A 15,197-nucleotide genomic window follows, 5' to 3' on the forward strand; every position below is an offset into this window, starting at 1 on the left:
CCAAAAGGGGGAGGGATAAGCCCCCGCCCTACCAAGCCCTCGCCCTACATGAAACGATAAACTAAAATTTATCTCATAGGAAAGGAGGCGGGCCCATGGCTTTTCCGCTGACAGAGGAACAACGAAAGATCGTCGACGACCGGGGAGGAGAGCTGCTGGTGTCCGCCGCCGCCGGGTCGGGCAAGACCCGGGTGCTGGTGGAGCGTCTACTGGACCGGGTGACCAAGGAGGGGCTGGACATCGACCGTTTCCTGGTCATCACCTATACCAAGGCCGCCGCCGCCGAGCTGCGTACCCGCATCGCCCAGGAGCTGTCGGCCCGTCTGGCCCAGCGGCCCAATGACCGCCATCTGCGCCGGCAGTCCACTCTGGTCTATCAGGCCCAGATCTCTACCATCCATTCCTTCTGCTCCGCCCTCCTGCGGGAGAGCGGCCATCTGCTGGACCTGGACCCGGACTTCCGACTGTGTGACGAGGGGGATGCCCAGGTCCTCATGGCCCGCACGCTGGAGGAACTGCTGGATAAGCGGTACGAGGGCCTGGACCCGGACAGCCCCTTTGCCCAGCTGGCCGACACCCTGGCCGCAGGCCGGGACGACAGCCGGCTGGCTCAGATCGTGCTGGACGTCTTCGGCCGGGTCCAGAGCCACCCGGACCCGGAGCGCTGGCTGGAGGAGCAGAAAAGAGTCTGGGACCTGGAAGGAGTGACCGACCTGTCCCAGACCGCCTGGGGCGCTCTGCTGCTGGAAGAGGCCCGACGGACCGGGCGGAGCTGCCGGGACCGGCTGGCCCAGGCATTGGCCCTGACGGTGGGAGACGAGCTGTTGGAGATGAACTACGGTCCCTCGCTCTCTGCCTCTCTGGAGGGCGTGGAGGCCTTCTTGGAGGCGGACGGCTGGGACGAGGCGGCCGCCCGGCTGCCCATCCTCTTCCCGGCAGCGGGACGAAAGAAAAAACGCTCCCGTGAGGTCAGCCCCATGGAGGAACAGGCGGCCGCCCTGGCGGGGGAGCGGATGAAGGCCATCCGGACCCGCTGCAAAAAGGCGCTGGACAAGACGGCGGAGCAGATTGCCGGGACCAGCGCCCTGCTGCTGGAGGAACTGGCCCTGTCCCGGCCCGCCGTCCAGGCTCTGATGGACCTGGTGGTGGATTTCCAGAGGGCCTATGCCGCCGAGAAGCGCCGCCGGTCTCTGCTGGACTTCTCCGACCTGGAGCATTTCGCGGTCAAGCTCCTGGTGGACGGGGAGGGGCGGCCCACCACCCTGGCCCAGGCCTGGTCCGCCCGCTTTGAGGAGGTCCAGGTGGATGAGTACCAGGACACCAACCAGGTCCAGAACGCCATCTTTTCCGCCATCTCCGACGGAGGCAGAAAGCTGTTCCAGGTGGGGGACGTGAAGCAGTCCATCTACCGCTTCCGTCTGGCCGATCCCACCATCTTCCTGGACAAGTACCGACGCTTCGCCGACGGGGACCGGGCGGGGGAGGGGGAGCCCCGAAAGCGGGTGCTCTCCCGGAACTTCCGCTCCCGCCCACAGGTGTTGGAGGGGTGCAACGACCTGTTCCGGAACATCATGTCGGCTGAATTTGGAGAGCTGGACTATACCGAGGATCAGGCGCTGGTCCCCGGGGCTTCCTTCCCCGGGGGGGAGGACTATGCCTTGGAGCTGGACGCCCTGGACCTGTCCTTCCTGGGGGACCTGGAGGGAGAGAAGGACAGCAAAGACCTGCTGGAGGCCCGGTTTGCCGCCCGGCGGATCCGGGAGCTGCTGTCCAAGCCCCTGATGATCCGGGGGGAGGAGGGACTGCGTCCGCTGCGCCCCTCCGACGTCATGATCCTGCTCCGCAGCCCCGGCAGCGTCCTGCACCACTACCTGCGGGCCCTGGGGGAGGAAGGCATCCCATGGTCAGCCGACGGGGGCGGGGATTTCTTCGAGACCACCGAGGTCAACGTGGCCCTGGCCATGCTGCGGATCGTGGACAATCCCCGGCAGGACGTGCCCCTCATCGCCGTGCTGCGCTCCCCGGTGTTCGGGTTTTCCGGGGACAAGCTGGCCCTGCTCCGGGCGGACTGGGAGGGGGACTTCTATTCCGCACTGGTCCACGCGGGAGAACAGGGGGACCCGGAGTGCCGGGACTTCCTGGACCAGTTGGCCGAGCTGCGCTTCGGAGCCGGGGACCGGACCTGCCGCCAGCTGATCTGGCATATCTATGAAAAGACCAACCTGCTGGGCATCTTCGGAGCCATGGAGGGCGGAGGCGAGCGGCAGGACAACCTGCTGTCCCTCTATGCCCTGGCCGGGCAGCTGGAGGAGTCGGGCTGCCGGACCCTGTTCCAGTTCCTGCTGCGCCTGGACCGGATGCGGGAGACCGGGGCCAAACTGTCTACCGCCGGACCGGGCCGGGAGGGGGAGGGCGTGTCCATCCTGTCCATCCACCGCTCCAAGGGTTTGGAGAAGCCGGTGGTGCTGGTGTGCGGCCTGAGCCGGAGGCTGAACCGGGACGATCTGATGCGCCCGGTGCTGTTCCACCCCGTGCTGGGCGTGGGGCCCAAGGGCCTGGACCGGGAGCGGATGGTGGAGTACCCAACCTTGGCCCGGCAGGCGGTGGCCAGCCAGCTGGAGCGGGAGATGATGGCCGAGGAGCTGCGGCTGCTCTATGTGGCCATGACCCGGGCCCAGGAGAAGCTGATCCTGACGCTGGCCCTGCCTGAGGGAGTGCGAGCCCTGGAGCGGCTGGGGGAGGACCTGTCCGCCCCCGTGTCCCCCATGGCTCTGGAGAGCCAGCAGAACGTGGGAGCGTGGGTGCTGCTCCACGCCCTCACCCGGCCCGAGGCCGCCCCCCTGCGGGCCATGGCCGGCCTGGGGGATGTGGAATGCGGCCAGCTGGGCCCCGCCTGGGACATTCGCTGGGTGGAGGGCCTGCCGCTGAGCCAGGCGCAGGAGCGGCCCGGCCGTTTTGCCGATTTGCCGGCGGAGGAGCCGGAAGGGGAGACAGGGGACCTGGCCGCCCGGCTGTCCTGGCGCTATCCCTATCTGGCATGCGCCGACATCCCCTCCAAGCTCACCGCCACCCAGATCAAGGGCCGCCCCCTGGACCGGGAGGCGGCGGAGGAGGGCGCGCCGGTCCCGGAGCAGCGGGTGGAGCATCCACCCATCCACCGCCCGGATTTCCGGGGCGCGGAGAAGGAACTGAGTCCCTCCCAGCGGGGCACCGCCCTCCATCTGGCCATGCAGTACCTGCCGCTGACGGAGGATCACAGCCGGGAAGCCATCCGCAGGGAGCTGGAGCGCCTGGTGTCGGAAGGCTTCCTGACCCCGGCCCAGGGCAGCGCGGTGGAGCCGGAGCGGCTGGCCGCTTTCTTTGCCAGCCAGCTGGGGCGGGAGATGGCTGAGGCCAAGGAGTGCCGCCGGGAATTCAAATTTTCCCTCCTGGTGCCCGCCCGGGACTACTACCCGGAGGCGGAGGAGGGGGAGGAGGTCCTGCTCCAGGGCGTCATCGACGCCTGGTTCGAGGGGGAGGCGGGCGTCACCGTGGTGGACTTCAAAAGCGACCGGGTGCGTCCCGGCGGCGAAGGGGAGCGGGCGGAGGAATACCGCCCCCAGCTGGAAGCGTACAGCCGGGCGCTGTCCGCAATCCTGGGCCGTCCGGTCCGCAGAAAGGTGCTGTGGTTCTTCGCCACGGACCGGGCCTGGGAGCTGTGAGCCTATCCCTCGGGCAGGACCCCGGCGGGAGCTGCTTCCACCAGGATGATGTCGTCTCCGAACCGGCGCACCGAGTCCCAGGGAACGCGGCGGTCCGCCTCCCGGCCCAGCAGGCCGAAGAGTCTGCGCCGGCCGGGGATGATCAGCGTTGTGATCCGTCCGTCCGCAAGGTCCAGCTCCATATCCCCCACATAGCCCAGACGGCTGCCGTCTGAGACGCTGATGACCTCCTTGTAGCGAAGCTCCTCTACCCGTGTTTCCATACTTCACCCTCCCATGCTCAAACTGGTTTCAGCTTATGCGGGGAGGGGGACGTCCTATGCGGTCGGGAGAAAATTGAGAAAACAGAGCAGGGCCCGCCGGGTGATCCCGGCGGGTCCTGTTCGTATGTGTCAGTTGTCCAGTAGGCCCCGTTCCACCAGAAAGTCATGGGCGGTCTGTTCCACGGTCTGCCCCTCCACGTCCACGGCGTAGGTAAGGGCGACCATGGCCTCGTTGTCCACCTGGCCGGTGAGCAGCTCCAGCACGTCCTCCAGATTGGGGGCGGCCTCATAAAACCGCTCGAACAGGTCGTCCCGGATCAGGAAGGCGCCGTTGTACTCGGGGAAGAAGGAGCGGTCGTCCTCCAGAATGGTGAGGTTGGCCCGCTTGTTCAGACCGTCGGTGGCGTAGACCACCATGACCTCGAAGGCTCCCTCCTCCACGGCGTTGTACTTCAGCGCCGCGTCCAGGGGAATGCATTCCTTGAAGTTCAGTCCGTAGAAGTCCACGAAGGACTGGTACTTCATGCTGCCTTCGGCTGTGAAAAACTCATGCTCGCCGCCCAGACGCAGCTGGGGAGCGCAGGCGGCCAGATCGCTGATGGTCTTGACTGCGTATTGTTCCACAACCTCCTGGGTGACCCCCAGGGCGTAGGTGTTGTCCAGACCTACTTTGCCCATGAGGTGCAGTCCCTCCCGGGCGCTGACTTCCCGGTTCACAAAGTCGTACAGACTCTCACCCTCCGGCACGTCGGTGACATCCAGCTTCAAGAAGGTGGTCAGCACCGTGCCGTCATAGCTGAACATCAGGTCGCAGCTGGGGGAGTCCCCCCGCAGGGAATTGTAGTTGTTCACCTGGGTCATCTGGTCCCGGATCTCCACCGTCAGGTCCGTTTTGTCCTCTACCAGCTGTTTGACCATGCTGTGCATCAGCTTGACCTCGGAGTAGTCCCCGTCATAGAGGACCAGCTTGCCTTCGGTGCTTGCGGGGACCAGCATGGAGACGATGAGGGCCACCGAGGCGGCGGCCAGGGCCGCGCCACCGGTCCACTTGGCCCAGTCGGGGAGCTTTTTATGGGTCCGGCTGTTGAGCCGCCGCTCCGTCCAGCCCATAATCAGGTCCAGCACCAGGGCCATGACCATAAGGGCCAGGGTGCCCAACAGGATCAGCTCCATGTTCCGGCGGCGGATGCCGCTGTTGATGATGCTGCCGATGCCGCCCCCGCCCACTGAGGCGGCAAAGACGGCGGTGCCGATGGCGTTGACCACGGCGATTCGGATGCCGGTGAACAGCATGGGCATGGCCAGGGGCAGCTCCACATGGAGCAGGCGGTAGGCCTGGGTCATCCCCATGCCGGTGGCCGCCTCCTTTAGGTGGGGGGACACCTGAGACAGCCCCAGGCTGGTGTTACGGACGATGGGGAGAAGGGAGTAGAGGGCCAGACCAATCATGACAGTGGGCTTGCCCGGTCCCATGACTACCATGATGATGCCCAGCAGGGCCAGGGCGGGAGTGGTCTGGATCAGGTCCACCACCCGCAGGATGACCTTGCCCGCCCGGGGAAACAGGTAGGACAGCAGGCCCAGGGGAACGCCCACCCCAACGGCGATGACCAGGGAGGACAGCACCAGGAGCAGGTGCTCCCATACCATGGCAAAGGTCATCCCTCATCCCCCCTTTTCCGCAGGCCCCGGGGGACCACATGGCGCTGGAGAATATCCACCAGCGTGCCCAGAATGAAAGCCAGAAGGGCGGCGGGGATGGCCCCCTGGAGGATCAGGGCATTGTTGTTGGAGCTGACTCCTTTGTAGATAAAATCGCCCAGGCCGCCCAGACCGATCATGGCGGCCACCACGGCCCAGCTGACGGTGTAGACGGTGGCGATGCGCAGACCGCCGATGATGGTGGGCATGGCCAGGGGAAGCTCCACCAGCATCAGCCGCTGGAAGTGGTTCATGCCGCAGCCCCGGGCCGCCTCCTTATACTGGTCGTCTACCTCGTTCAGTCCAGTGAAGGTGTTTTTCAATACCGGGAACATGGCGTAGACAGACAGGGCGGTGAGTACGGTGGCGGGCTGCCGGCCCAGATAGAGAAACAGCACGCCGATAAAGACGATGCCGGGAATGGTGTTCAGCACCGACAGTACCGGCAGGATATATTTGGACAGCTTGGGCGTCCGGGTGAACAGAATGCCCAACGCCACACCCAGGACGAAGCCGATGGAGACAGAGAACAGGGTATAGCCCAGATGGATGAGTACCGCATGGAGAATGGCGGACAGGTCGATCTTCATCCCATCACCCCCACAAATGCTCCGCCATGGCGGAGGCCATGCTGGTTTTGGTGATGATGCCGGCCACCGTCTGGTCCTCGTTGAGCACCACCAGATAGGGGAAGCCGCTGGAGACCAGTTGGTCGAAGCAGTCCTTGGCGTTGTCGCTGGCCATCACGGTGGGGGTGGTGCAGCGGACCAGAGGGCCGATGGTCTTGACTACATGGCCGGTGAGGCGGATGTCGGCGATGGACACGGTGCCCTGGTACCGCTTCTGGTCGTCCACCACCAGCAGGGTGTCCACGTTGTGGTGCTGCATCCGGCTGACGCACTCGTGGATGCCCCGGTCCTGACCCACGGTGATGATGCCGGTGCGCATAAAGTCGGCGGCGGTCATGTCGGCGGGAGCGGAGGCGGGCAGATGCTTGCCCAAAAATTCCCGGACCTGCTCGGTGGCGGGGTGCTCCAGCATCTCCTCCGGGGGCGCCATCTGGACGATGCGGCCCTTGTCCATGAAGACGATGACGTCGGCCAGATCCAAAGCCTCCTCCATGTCGTGAGTGACGAAGATGATGGTCTTGTTCAGCCGCTGCTGGAGGTTTTTGACCTCCAGTTGGAGAGAACGCCGGGTCATGGGGTCCAGGGCGCTGAAGGGCTCATCCATCAGTACGATGGGCGGCGAGGCGGCCAGGGCCCGGAGGATGCCGATGCGCTGCTGCTGGCCGCCGGACAGCTCCGAGGGGTACTTGTGGGCGTACTTCTCATAGGGCATATCCACCATGGCAAGCATATCCCGTACGAGCTGTTCGTTTTTTTCCTTGGGGTACTTGAGCAGTTTGGGTACCACGCAGATGTTCTGGGCCACCGTCATGTTGGGGAACAGGCCGATCTGCTGGATCACATAGCCGATGTGGCGGCGCAGCTCATAGCGGTCCGTGGCCGCGATGTCCTGGCCGTTCAGGTAGATGTGGCCGCTGTCCGGCTGGATCAGCCGGTTGATCATCTTCAGCGTGGTGGTCTTGCCGCAGCCGGAGGGGCCGATAAAGACGGCGAACTGTCCCTCGTCAATCTCAAAATTCAGGTCGTGTAAAATGGTCTGGCTGCCGTAGGACATGGATACGTGCTCAAATCGAAGCAAAATGACCTCCTTTTCCTGTGGGCGCGGAGATATGACAGCGCCCGGGGTGAGCGGGGAACCCCGTCCGGACCGCACCCGGACGGGGGGATTTTACTCTCCGGAAAAAAGAGTAAAATATGGCCCGCGGCAAGTCCGGTCATCCAAAAAATGGATGAAGTTTCCTAACCACGGGTGTGATACATGGTATTATCTGTAAAAATAGTATACATTTTACCGGCAATAAAGTCAAATAAACAAAATGTGAATAAATGCCGAAGGGCGTCAGACGGGGAGGAACGGAGGGGGGCAAATTTAAAAATCTCTTCATGAAATCTTAATCGTTCTCCCGACTTGTCCTTAACAAAGCTCTGGTAGGATTGGGACAAGAACAGGAGGGATGACATATGGAATGGTTCTATTCCGCCGCCGCGGCGCTGTCCGCTCTGATCTGCCTGGGGATCACCCTGTGGGGCGGCTGCTATCTGGTCACGGGGGTGATGTCCTGGAAACGGCCGGAGGACTACGGCTGGCACCCCGCCCGGACCCGGTTCGCCGTCCTCATCGCCGCCCGGAACGAGGAACTGGTCATCGGGCCCCTCATCAACAGTCTGCTGACCCAGGACTACCCGGCGGAATTCTATGACATCTGGGTCATCCCCAACAACTGCACCGACAACACGGCCCTGGCCGCCGCCGGCTTCGGGGCGAAGGTGCTGGAGTGCACAGTGCCGGTAAAGACCAAGGGGGAGGTGCTGCGCTTCGCCTATCGCCGGCTCCGGGGCCGGGCCTACGACGCCTACTGTGTCTTTGACGCGGACAATCTGGCGGACCGGCGTTTTCTGGCCGAGATGAACAACGCTTTCCAGTCCGGGGCCCGGGTGGCCCAGGGCTACCGGGACAGCAAGAACCCCTACGATTCCCTGATTTCCGGCTGTTACTCCATCTATTACTGGATGATGGACCGGTTCCACAACGGCGGAAAGGCGGGGATGGGGCTGTCCGCCATGGTCAACGGCACCGGCTTCATGGTGTCCGGCGAGACTCTGGAGCGCCTGGGAGGGTGGAACACCGGGACCATCAGCGAGGATCTGGAGCTGACCGCCCAGTGCGTTCTGGCGGGGGAGCGGGTCCATTGGGTCCCTAAGGCTATAACCTATGACGAACAGCCCCTGGATTATGCCCAGTCCGTGGTCCAGCGCCGCCGCTGGTCCAGCGGTACGCTCCAGGTGGCGGAGAACTACTTGGGCCGGGTCGGCGGGGAACTGGGGACGCCCGGGCGGACCCTGGCGCTGACGGACCTGGGGACTACGCTACTCATCCCTGCTTACCAGGTGGCGGCCGCGGCGGGGCTGGCGGTCTCCCTTCTGGCGGCCTGCCTGGGCTGCCGGGCACTGGAGCAGGTCCCCGCCGCCCTCTGCGGGACGCTGCTGATGAACCTGGCGGCCACCGCCCTGGGTTCCACTCTGGCGGCGGCCCTGGTGCTGACGGCGGAGAGAAAATGGGACAGGCGGATGGTTGGCAGCCTGCTGGTGTACTGGCTGTTCCTGCTGTCCTGGCTGCCCATCACCCTGGGCAGCTTTTGGAAAAAGACCACGGTGTGGGAGGAGATCAGGCATACCCGCAACGTGGCTCCCGAGGGCTTTGCACGGGAACGGGCCGCCGCGCGGTAATTTAAGACACGAAAAAACAGGACCACCCGCTCTGCGGGTGGTCCTGTTTTTGTCATTCCTCCTGAAAGTGGCTGCGGTCCGCGCCGCACAGGGGACAGGCGTAGTCATCGGGCATGGGGCCCCGGACTTCCTCGTCATAGAGAAAGCCGCACAGGTCGCAGTAATACCGCTCCATGGCGTCCTCCTGAAACAGGCGGGATCAGGCCAGAGGCTCGAAGTCGCTGGCGGGCCGGCGGCAGATAGGGCAGACGAAGTCGTCGGGCAGGGTGTCGGACTCGTAAATAAAGCCGCAGATCTTGCAGACGAATCCCTTGGGCTTGTCCGCAACCTCCTCCTGCGGGGCGGCGGCCTCACCCCGGACGGAGGCGGCCAGAGTCTGGGCCAGGGCCTCCAGCTCCCCATCCTGGCCGGGAGCCAGGGCGGACTTCAGGGTGACGGGGGCCTCCAGTATCTCGGTGTTTTTGAGCTCGCCCAGAATCTGGGCCATAAGCTTGCCGCTGGCGGGGGCCCAGGAGCCGTTCTGGATCAGGGCGATGGTCCGGTTCTGCAGGTTATGGTGGACGACGTCGTGGAGCAGGTTTTCCATGGTGACAAAGACGCCGTTGTTGTAGGTGGTGGAGGCAAAGACAATGTGGCTGTACTTGAACGCTTCGGACAGCACATAGGAATAGTGGGTGATGGACACGTCGTACATCTCCACAGGCACGCCCAGCTCTGCCAGACGGCAGGCCAGGATGTTGGCTGCGGTCTCGGTGCCGCCGTAGACCGAGGCGAAGGGGATCAGCACGCCACGGACCTCGGGCTCGTAGGCGGCCCATTTGGCGTACTTGTCCATGATGTAGCCCAGGTCCTTCCGCCACACGGGGCCGTGGAGGGGGCAGATCATCTGAATGTCCAGGCCGGCGGCCTTGTTCAGCAGAGCGGTGACCTGGGGGCCGTACTTGCCCACGATGTTGGTGTAGTAGCGGCGGGCCTCATCCAGCCAATCCCGGTCAAAGTCCACTTCGTCGGCGAACAGGATGCCGTTCAGAGCGCCGAAGGTGCCGAAGGCGTCGGCGGAGAAGAGAATTTTGTCCGTGGAGTCGTAGCTGACCATGACCTCGGGCCAGTGGACCATGGGAGCGTTCACAAAGGTGAAGTGGTGCCGGCCCGTGTCAATGGCGTCCCCCTCCTTGACCAGAACGGCCCCCTTGGGGTCGGTGCAGTGGAACTGGCGGATCATGTTCACCGCCTTGCCGTTGCATACGATACGGGCCTCGGGATGGCGGAGCATCAGATCCCCCAGGGTGGCGGCGTGGTCGGGCTCCATGTGGTGGACAAAGATATAGTCCAGCTTCCGGCCTCCCAGGGCGTACTCCAGATTTTCAAAAAACTGGGTCTGGACCGCCCGGTCCACTGTGTCGAAGAGGACAGTCTTCTCGTCCAGCAGCAGATAGGAGTTGAAGGACATGCCCCGGGGTACGGGATGCGTGGCTTCAAACAGAGCGTGCTGACGGTCGTTGGCGCCGATCCAGATCAGATCGTCGGTCACCTTGCGTACACAATACATATTAAGACCTCGCTTTTTGCAGAATGGGATTTTTACAGCGAACAGCATATCATAGTTTCCGAGAAAAATAAAGTGGGTGGCGGCGGTTTTGCGGTGGAAAAGAACGGATTCCGGGGAACAGGCCGTTGAAAAAGCCGGGGAAATCCCGTATAATAAAGCAAATGCCGGATGGGCCGTTCTTGGGCCGGTCCGAGTGACGACAGAAAAGCAGGAGAGAACTTCCGATCATGTACCGTATTGACATTATGACCTTGTTCCCCGATGTGGTGGGCGATATGCTGTGCGAGTCCGTCCTGGGCCGCGGCCAGGAGCGGGGCTATATCCGCATCGAGTGCCACCAGATCCGGGATTATACCCTGAACAAGCAGAAGCAGGTGGACGACTACCCCTACGGCGGCGGCCGGGGCGCGGTAATGCAGGCGGATCCCCTGTACCAGTGCTGGAAGCACATCTGCGATGAGGCGGGGGAGCGGCTCCACACCATTTATATGTCTCCGGCGGGCAAGACCTTCTGCCAGGCGGACGCCCGGCGGCTGAAGGAGGACTATGACCGGCTGATCCTGGTCTGCGGACACTATGAGGGCATCGACGAGCGCTTTATTGAGGAGTGCGTGGATGAGGAGATCTCCATCGGGGACTTTGTCATGACCGGGGGCGAGATTCCCGCTATGGCGGTGGCCGATGCGGTTTGCCGGCTGGTGCCCGGGGTGCTGTCCGACCCCTCCTGCTACGAGAACGAGAGCCACTGGAACGGGATGCTGGAGGCCCCCCAGTACTCCCGGCCCGAGGTGTGGCATGACCGGGCGGTGCCTCCTATCCTTCTGTCCGGCCACCATGCCAACGTGGAGAAGTGGCGGCGGAAGCAGTCTATCCTGCGCACCCGGCAGCGCCGGCCCGACTTGTATGAGAAGCTGGACCTGTCCTCCAAGGCTGACAAGAAGCTGCTGAAAGAGCTGGAGCAGGAGACGGGGGAGAAATTTTAAGCCCATCGGACCAACAGACCGCCCGTTGCATTCCGTTTTCTCCAACATCAGGTCAAGGAGAATGGGCGGCTCCTCTTTACAGATAACAAAAAATGTGGTAAACTAATTGGCGCAATCTGATTTTCAAAACCATGTTCGGAGATGAAACATATGAGTTTTAAAATTGTCGTGGACAGCTGCTGCGACCTGACCGCGCAGATGCTGAAGGACCCCTGCTTTGTCCGGGTGCCTCTGACGATCCGATCCAATGGCAGTACCTTTGTGGATGACGAGAACTTTGACCAGGCCGATCTGCTGTGGTCCATGAAGCAGAGCGAGGACGCTCCCTCCACTTCCTGCCCCGCTCCCCAGAGCTACCTGGACGCCTACCGCTGCGGGGTGGACGACGTGTATGTGGTCACGCTGTCGGCTCTGCTCAGCGGCTCCCACAACTGCGCGGAGCAGGCCCGGCTGCTGATGGAGGAGGAAGAGCCCCACGTCAACGTCCATGTGTTCAACTCCTGCTCCGCCGCCTCTGGCGAGGTGCTCATCGCGCTGAAGATCCGGGAACTGGCCCAGACCGGGATGCCCTTCAAGCATGTGGTCCGGGAAATCGAGCAGTTCATCTATCAGATGCAGACCCTGTTTGTGTTGGAAAACCTGGAGAATCTGCGGAAAAATGGCCGGCTGACAAAGATGCAGGCTATTGTCACCGGTGCGCTGAAGATCAAACTTCTCTGCCATGCCACGCCGGAGGGGGAGATCGCCAAGCTGGGCCAAGCCCTGTCCGTCAAGCAGGCGCTGGGCAAGATGGTCGATAAGATCGCCGCCGATCCCGACCACGAGGGGCGGACCCTGGTCATCAGCCACTGCAACTGCCTGGAGCGGGCGTTCCAGGTCAAGGCCCAGGTGGAGGCCAAGTGCAGATTCGCCGAGGTCATCATTGTGGAGGCCAGAGGCATCACCACCGTCTACGCCAATGACGGCGGAATCGTAGTGTCCTATTGACAAACGGGAAAATATAGTCTAAAAAAGTAGGAGATAGCCGCTTGGCCCTGAGGGGCGGGGGACTGTCTCCTATTTTCCATGAAACGGGGAGGAAACGATGGTGTCTATGACCAGACAGCAGGCATGGGACCTGCTGACCAAGTATAATCAGGAGCCCTTCCATCTGCGCCACGCCATTACCGTGGAGCATGTGATGGGCTGGTACGCCCGGGAACTGGGCTATGGGGAAGAGGCGGATTTCTGGTCTGTGGTGGGTCTGCTCCACGACCTGGACTTTGAACGCTGGCCGGAGGAGCACTGCAAAAAGTCTCAGGAGCTGATGCGCCAGGAGGGGGTGGAGGAGTCCATCATCCGGGCCACCGCCTGCCACGGCTGGGGCATCTGCGTGGACATCAAGCCGGAGCATGAGATGGAGAAGGTCCTCTTTGCCGCCGACGAGCTCACCGGACTCATCGGCGCCGCCGCCCTTATGCGCCCGTCCAAAAGTGTGGCCGACATGGAGCTGAAGTCTCTGAAAAAGAAGTTCAAGGACAAGAAGTTCGCCGCCGGCTGCTCCCGGGAGGTCATTGCCGGCGGCGCGGAGCTGCTGGGCTGGGAGCTGGACAAGCTGCTGGACCTGACGCTGAAGGCCATGCAGGCGGAGGAGGCGGCCATCGAGACGGCGGTCGGAGCCATATGATGGGCCGATACGACGAAAAATACTCGAAAACCTTTTGATGATTCGATTGTTTTTCTAAAAGTGTTCAAATTTGGCAAAGATTGCCGCTGCCGTCTTGACAAATGTGGAACCACTGTGATAACATCCTCAATACAATGACAAAGGGGAGTAGTCAGCGCGCCTCCCCGGCGCGCGGCAGAGCCAACAAGCATGGCGGGTCTTATGAGCCTGTCCTGGTTTTGCCTTAATTGACCAGACCTGCGTTCCGGCCGGAACGCAGGTTTTTTTCGTCTGATCACGAAAAAACCTGTGTTCGGACAGATACTTAATATAGTTCAATGTAGAAGAAAGGAAGCTGGGAACAATGGAATTTTTGTGGGAAGGGCTTCTGTCCATCACCTGGCAGCAGCTGGTCATGTACGCAGTGGGCGGCCTGCTCATCTGGCTGGCCATTGAGAAGGACTTTGAGCCGGCTCTGCTCATGCCGATGGGCTTCGGCGCTATTTTGGTAAACCTGCCGCTGTCCGGCGTCATCAATCAGTTCAGCGAGGGCTTGGGCGAGACCCAGGGCATTATCCAGTGGCTCTTTGAAGTGGGGATCGAGGCCTCCGAGGCCATGCCAATCCTCCTGTTCATCGGCATCGGCGCTATGATCGACTTCGGCCCCCTGCTGGCCAACCCCAAGCTGTTCCTGTGCGGCGCGGCAGCTCAGGCGGGCATCTTCCTCACCATCCTCCTTGCCGCCGCCATGGGCTTTGACATGAGGGACGCCGCCTCCATCGGCATCATCGGCGCGGCGGACGGCCCCACCTCCATCCTGGTGTCCAAGACCCTGCACTCCCAATATGTGGGCGCCATCGCCGTGGCCGCTTACTCCTATATGGCTCTGGTGCCCATCATCCAGCCCTTCGCCATCAAGCTGGTCACCACCAAAAAGGACCGGGCCATGCGGATGCCTTACCGGGCCCGGGGCGTCTCCCGCCGGCTGCGGATCCTGTTCCCCATTATCGTCACTGTCATCGCCGGTCTGGTGGCCCCCTCCTCCGTGGCGCTGGTGGGCTTCCTCATGTTCGGCAACCTGATCCGGGAATGCGGCGTCCTCGCCACCCTGTCCCAGACCGCCCAGAACGAGCTGGCCAACCTCATCACCCTGCTGCTGGGCATCACCATCTCCTTCTCCATGAAGGCGGATCAGTTTGTCCGGAAGGAGACGCTGATGATCATGGGCCTGGGTCTGGTGGCCTTTGTGCTGGACTCCGTGGTGGGCGTTCTCTTCGTCAAGGTGCTGAACCTCTTCACCCCCAAGAACAAGATCAATCCTATGGTGGGCGCCGCCGGGATCTCCGCCTTCCCCATGTCCTCCCGGGTCATTGAGAAGCTGGGCCAGGAGGCCGACCCCCAGAACCATCTGCTGATGCACGCGGTGGCCGCCAACGTGTCTGGCCAGATCGCGTCCGTAGTTGCCGGCGGCGTGGTGCTCCAGTACTGCGCCACCCACCTGATTGGCTGATAAGGAGGATTTGTGATGAATATGGCAAATGTGGCTCAGGCTCTGGAAATGATGGCCCAGGGCATGGCCGGTATCTTCGTGGTGCTGGGCGCTATCGCGCTGATGGTGGCTTTGATGCAGAAGATCGACAACCGGAAAAAGTGATCTCAGCGGATGCTGGGAGTTCCGGGCGCCGGGCTGTTTTCAGCCCGGCGCTTTTTGCTGCTCACAGCCAGTCGGCCACCACGTCGGCCAGACCGGCGGGCCCCACCTGGTGTTCCACCAGCATGGTCATCAGCTCGTCGATCCGCATGGCGCTGGTGGTGATGGAGGGGACAGCGGCGCTCTCCCCCCGGTCCTCGGTGATCCGGACCCCGTAGTCCTCGCAGCAGAAACGGTCCGTCTCCACCAGATCCACCGTCAGATAGTAGTGGAACCGCCGGGCACGGCCCCGGGCGTCCTCACACTGTCGGGTGGCGATCTTGATCTCCATGATATTGTGCCCTCTTT

14 protein-coding genes are annotated in these 15,197 nt (G+C 62.8%); 7 read left to right on the plus strand and 7 right to left on the minus strand.

What is annotated here, in order from left to right; genetic code table 11:
- Positions 1 to 95 precede the first annotated feature (95 nt).
- Positions 96 to 3,701, plus strand: a complete 3,606-nt coding sequence (addA, locus tag I6E39_RS07040) for a helicase-exonuclease AddAB subunit AddA (protein ID WP_235380900.1) — start codon at positions 96 to 98, stop codon at positions 3,699 to 3,701.
- A 2-nt stretch (positions 3,702 to 3,703) separates the two neighbouring features.
- On the opposite strand, the gene I6E39_RS07045 is transcribed toward addA, so the two are convergent.
- The 4 genes from I6E39_RS07045 to I6E39_RS07060 form a co-directional block, all read right to left on the minus strand.
- The gene (locus I6E39_RS07045) at positions 3,704 to 3,964 is read right to left on the minus strand and encodes a YlmC/YmxH family sporulation protein (protein ID WP_235380901.1); all 261 of its coding nucleotides are present in this window, start codon (positions 3,962 to 3,964) and stop codon (positions 3,704 to 3,706) included.
- A gap of 129 nt (positions 3,965 to 4,093) precedes the next feature.
- A complete protein-coding gene (locus tag I6E39_RS07050) occupies positions 4,094 to 5,626 on the minus strand; it encodes a glycine betaine ABC transporter substrate-binding protein (protein ID WP_235380902.1) in 1,533 nt (510 codons plus the stop codon).
- A complete protein-coding gene (locus tag I6E39_RS07055; protein ID WP_235380903.1) occupies positions 5,623 to 6,255 on the minus strand; it encodes an ABC transporter permease in 633 nt (210 codons plus the stop codon). Before I6E39_RS07055 ends, I6E39_RS07050 begins: the two co-directional genes overlap by 4 nt.
- 4 nt (positions 6,256 to 6,259) lie before the next feature.
- Complete coding sequence (locus I6E39_RS07060; RefSeq protein WP_235380904.1) at positions 6,260 to 7,372, minus strand: betaine/proline/choline family ABC transporter ATP-binding protein; 1,113 nt, start codon at positions 7,370 to 7,372, stop codon at positions 6,260 to 6,262.
- A gap of 383 nt (positions 7,373 to 7,755) precedes the next feature.
- On the opposite strand from I6E39_RS07060, the gene I6E39_RS07065 reads away from it, so the two are divergent.
- Positions 7,756 to 9,021, plus strand: a complete 1,266-nt coding sequence (locus I6E39_RS07065) for a glycosyltransferase family 2 protein (RefSeq protein WP_235380905.1) — start codon at positions 7,756 to 7,758, stop codon at positions 9,019 to 9,021.
- Between the two features lie 52 nt (positions 9,022 to 9,073).
- Here I6E39_RS07065 and I6E39_RS07070 read toward each other — a convergent pair whose 3' ends face one another.
- Entirely contained in the window at positions 9,074 to 9,196 is a 123-nt protein-coding gene (locus I6E39_RS07070; protein WP_235380906.1) for a rubredoxin, read from the minus strand.
- Between the two features lie 24 nt (positions 9,197 to 9,220).
- On the minus strand, positions 9,221 to 10,570 hold the full coding sequence (locus I6E39_RS07075) for an oxygen-binding di-iron domain-containing protein (RefSeq protein ID WP_235380907.1): 1,350 nt from the start codon (positions 10,568 to 10,570) through the stop codon (positions 9,221 to 9,223).
- Positions 10,571 to 10,797: 227 nt separating this feature from the next.
- On the opposite strand from I6E39_RS07075, the gene trmD reads away from it, so the two are divergent.
- From trmD to I6E39_RS11095, 5 genes are all read left to right on the plus strand, one after another.
- On the plus strand, positions 10,798 to 11,553 hold the full coding sequence (gene trmD / locus I6E39_RS07080; RefSeq protein ID WP_235380908.1) for a tRNA (guanosine(37)-N1)-methyltransferase TrmD: 756 nt from the start codon (positions 10,798 to 10,800) through the stop codon (positions 11,551 to 11,553).
- Between the two features lie 150 nt (positions 11,554 to 11,703).
- The gene (locus I6E39_RS07085; RefSeq protein WP_235380909.1) at positions 11,704 to 12,540 is read left to right on the plus strand and encodes a DegV family protein; all 837 of its coding nucleotides are present in this window, start codon (positions 11,704 to 11,706) and stop codon (positions 12,538 to 12,540) included.
- A gap of 106 nt (positions 12,541 to 12,646) precedes the next feature.
- A complete protein-coding gene (locus tag I6E39_RS07090; protein ID WP_235380938.1) occupies positions 12,647 to 13,219 on the plus strand; it encodes a hydrolase in 573 nt (190 codons plus the stop codon).
- A 343-nt stretch (positions 13,220 to 13,562) separates the two neighbouring features.
- A complete protein-coding gene (locus I6E39_RS07095; RefSeq protein WP_235380910.1) occupies positions 13,563 to 14,708 on the plus strand; it encodes a sodium ion-translocating decarboxylase subunit beta in 1,146 nt (381 codons plus the stop codon).
- Between the two features lie 15 nt (positions 14,709 to 14,723).
- A complete protein-coding gene (locus tag I6E39_RS11095; RefSeq protein WP_268842229.1) occupies positions 14,724 to 14,852 on the plus strand; it encodes an OadG-related small transporter subunit in 129 nt (42 codons plus the stop codon).
- A 61-nt stretch (positions 14,853 to 14,913) separates the two neighbouring features.
- On the opposite strand, the gene I6E39_RS07100 is transcribed toward I6E39_RS11095, so the two are convergent.
- Entirely contained in the window at positions 14,914 to 15,180 is a 267-nt protein-coding gene (locus I6E39_RS07100; RefSeq protein WP_235380911.1) for a DUF6514 family protein, read from the minus strand.
- Between the last annotated feature and the right edge of the window lie 17 nt (positions 15,181 to 15,197).

This window comes from Pseudoflavonifractor phocaeensis, from assembly GCF_021531375.1.
GTDB classification, from domain to species: Bacteria; Bacillota; Clostridia; order Oscillospirales; family Oscillospiraceae; genus Lawsonibacter; species Lawsonibacter phocaeensis_B.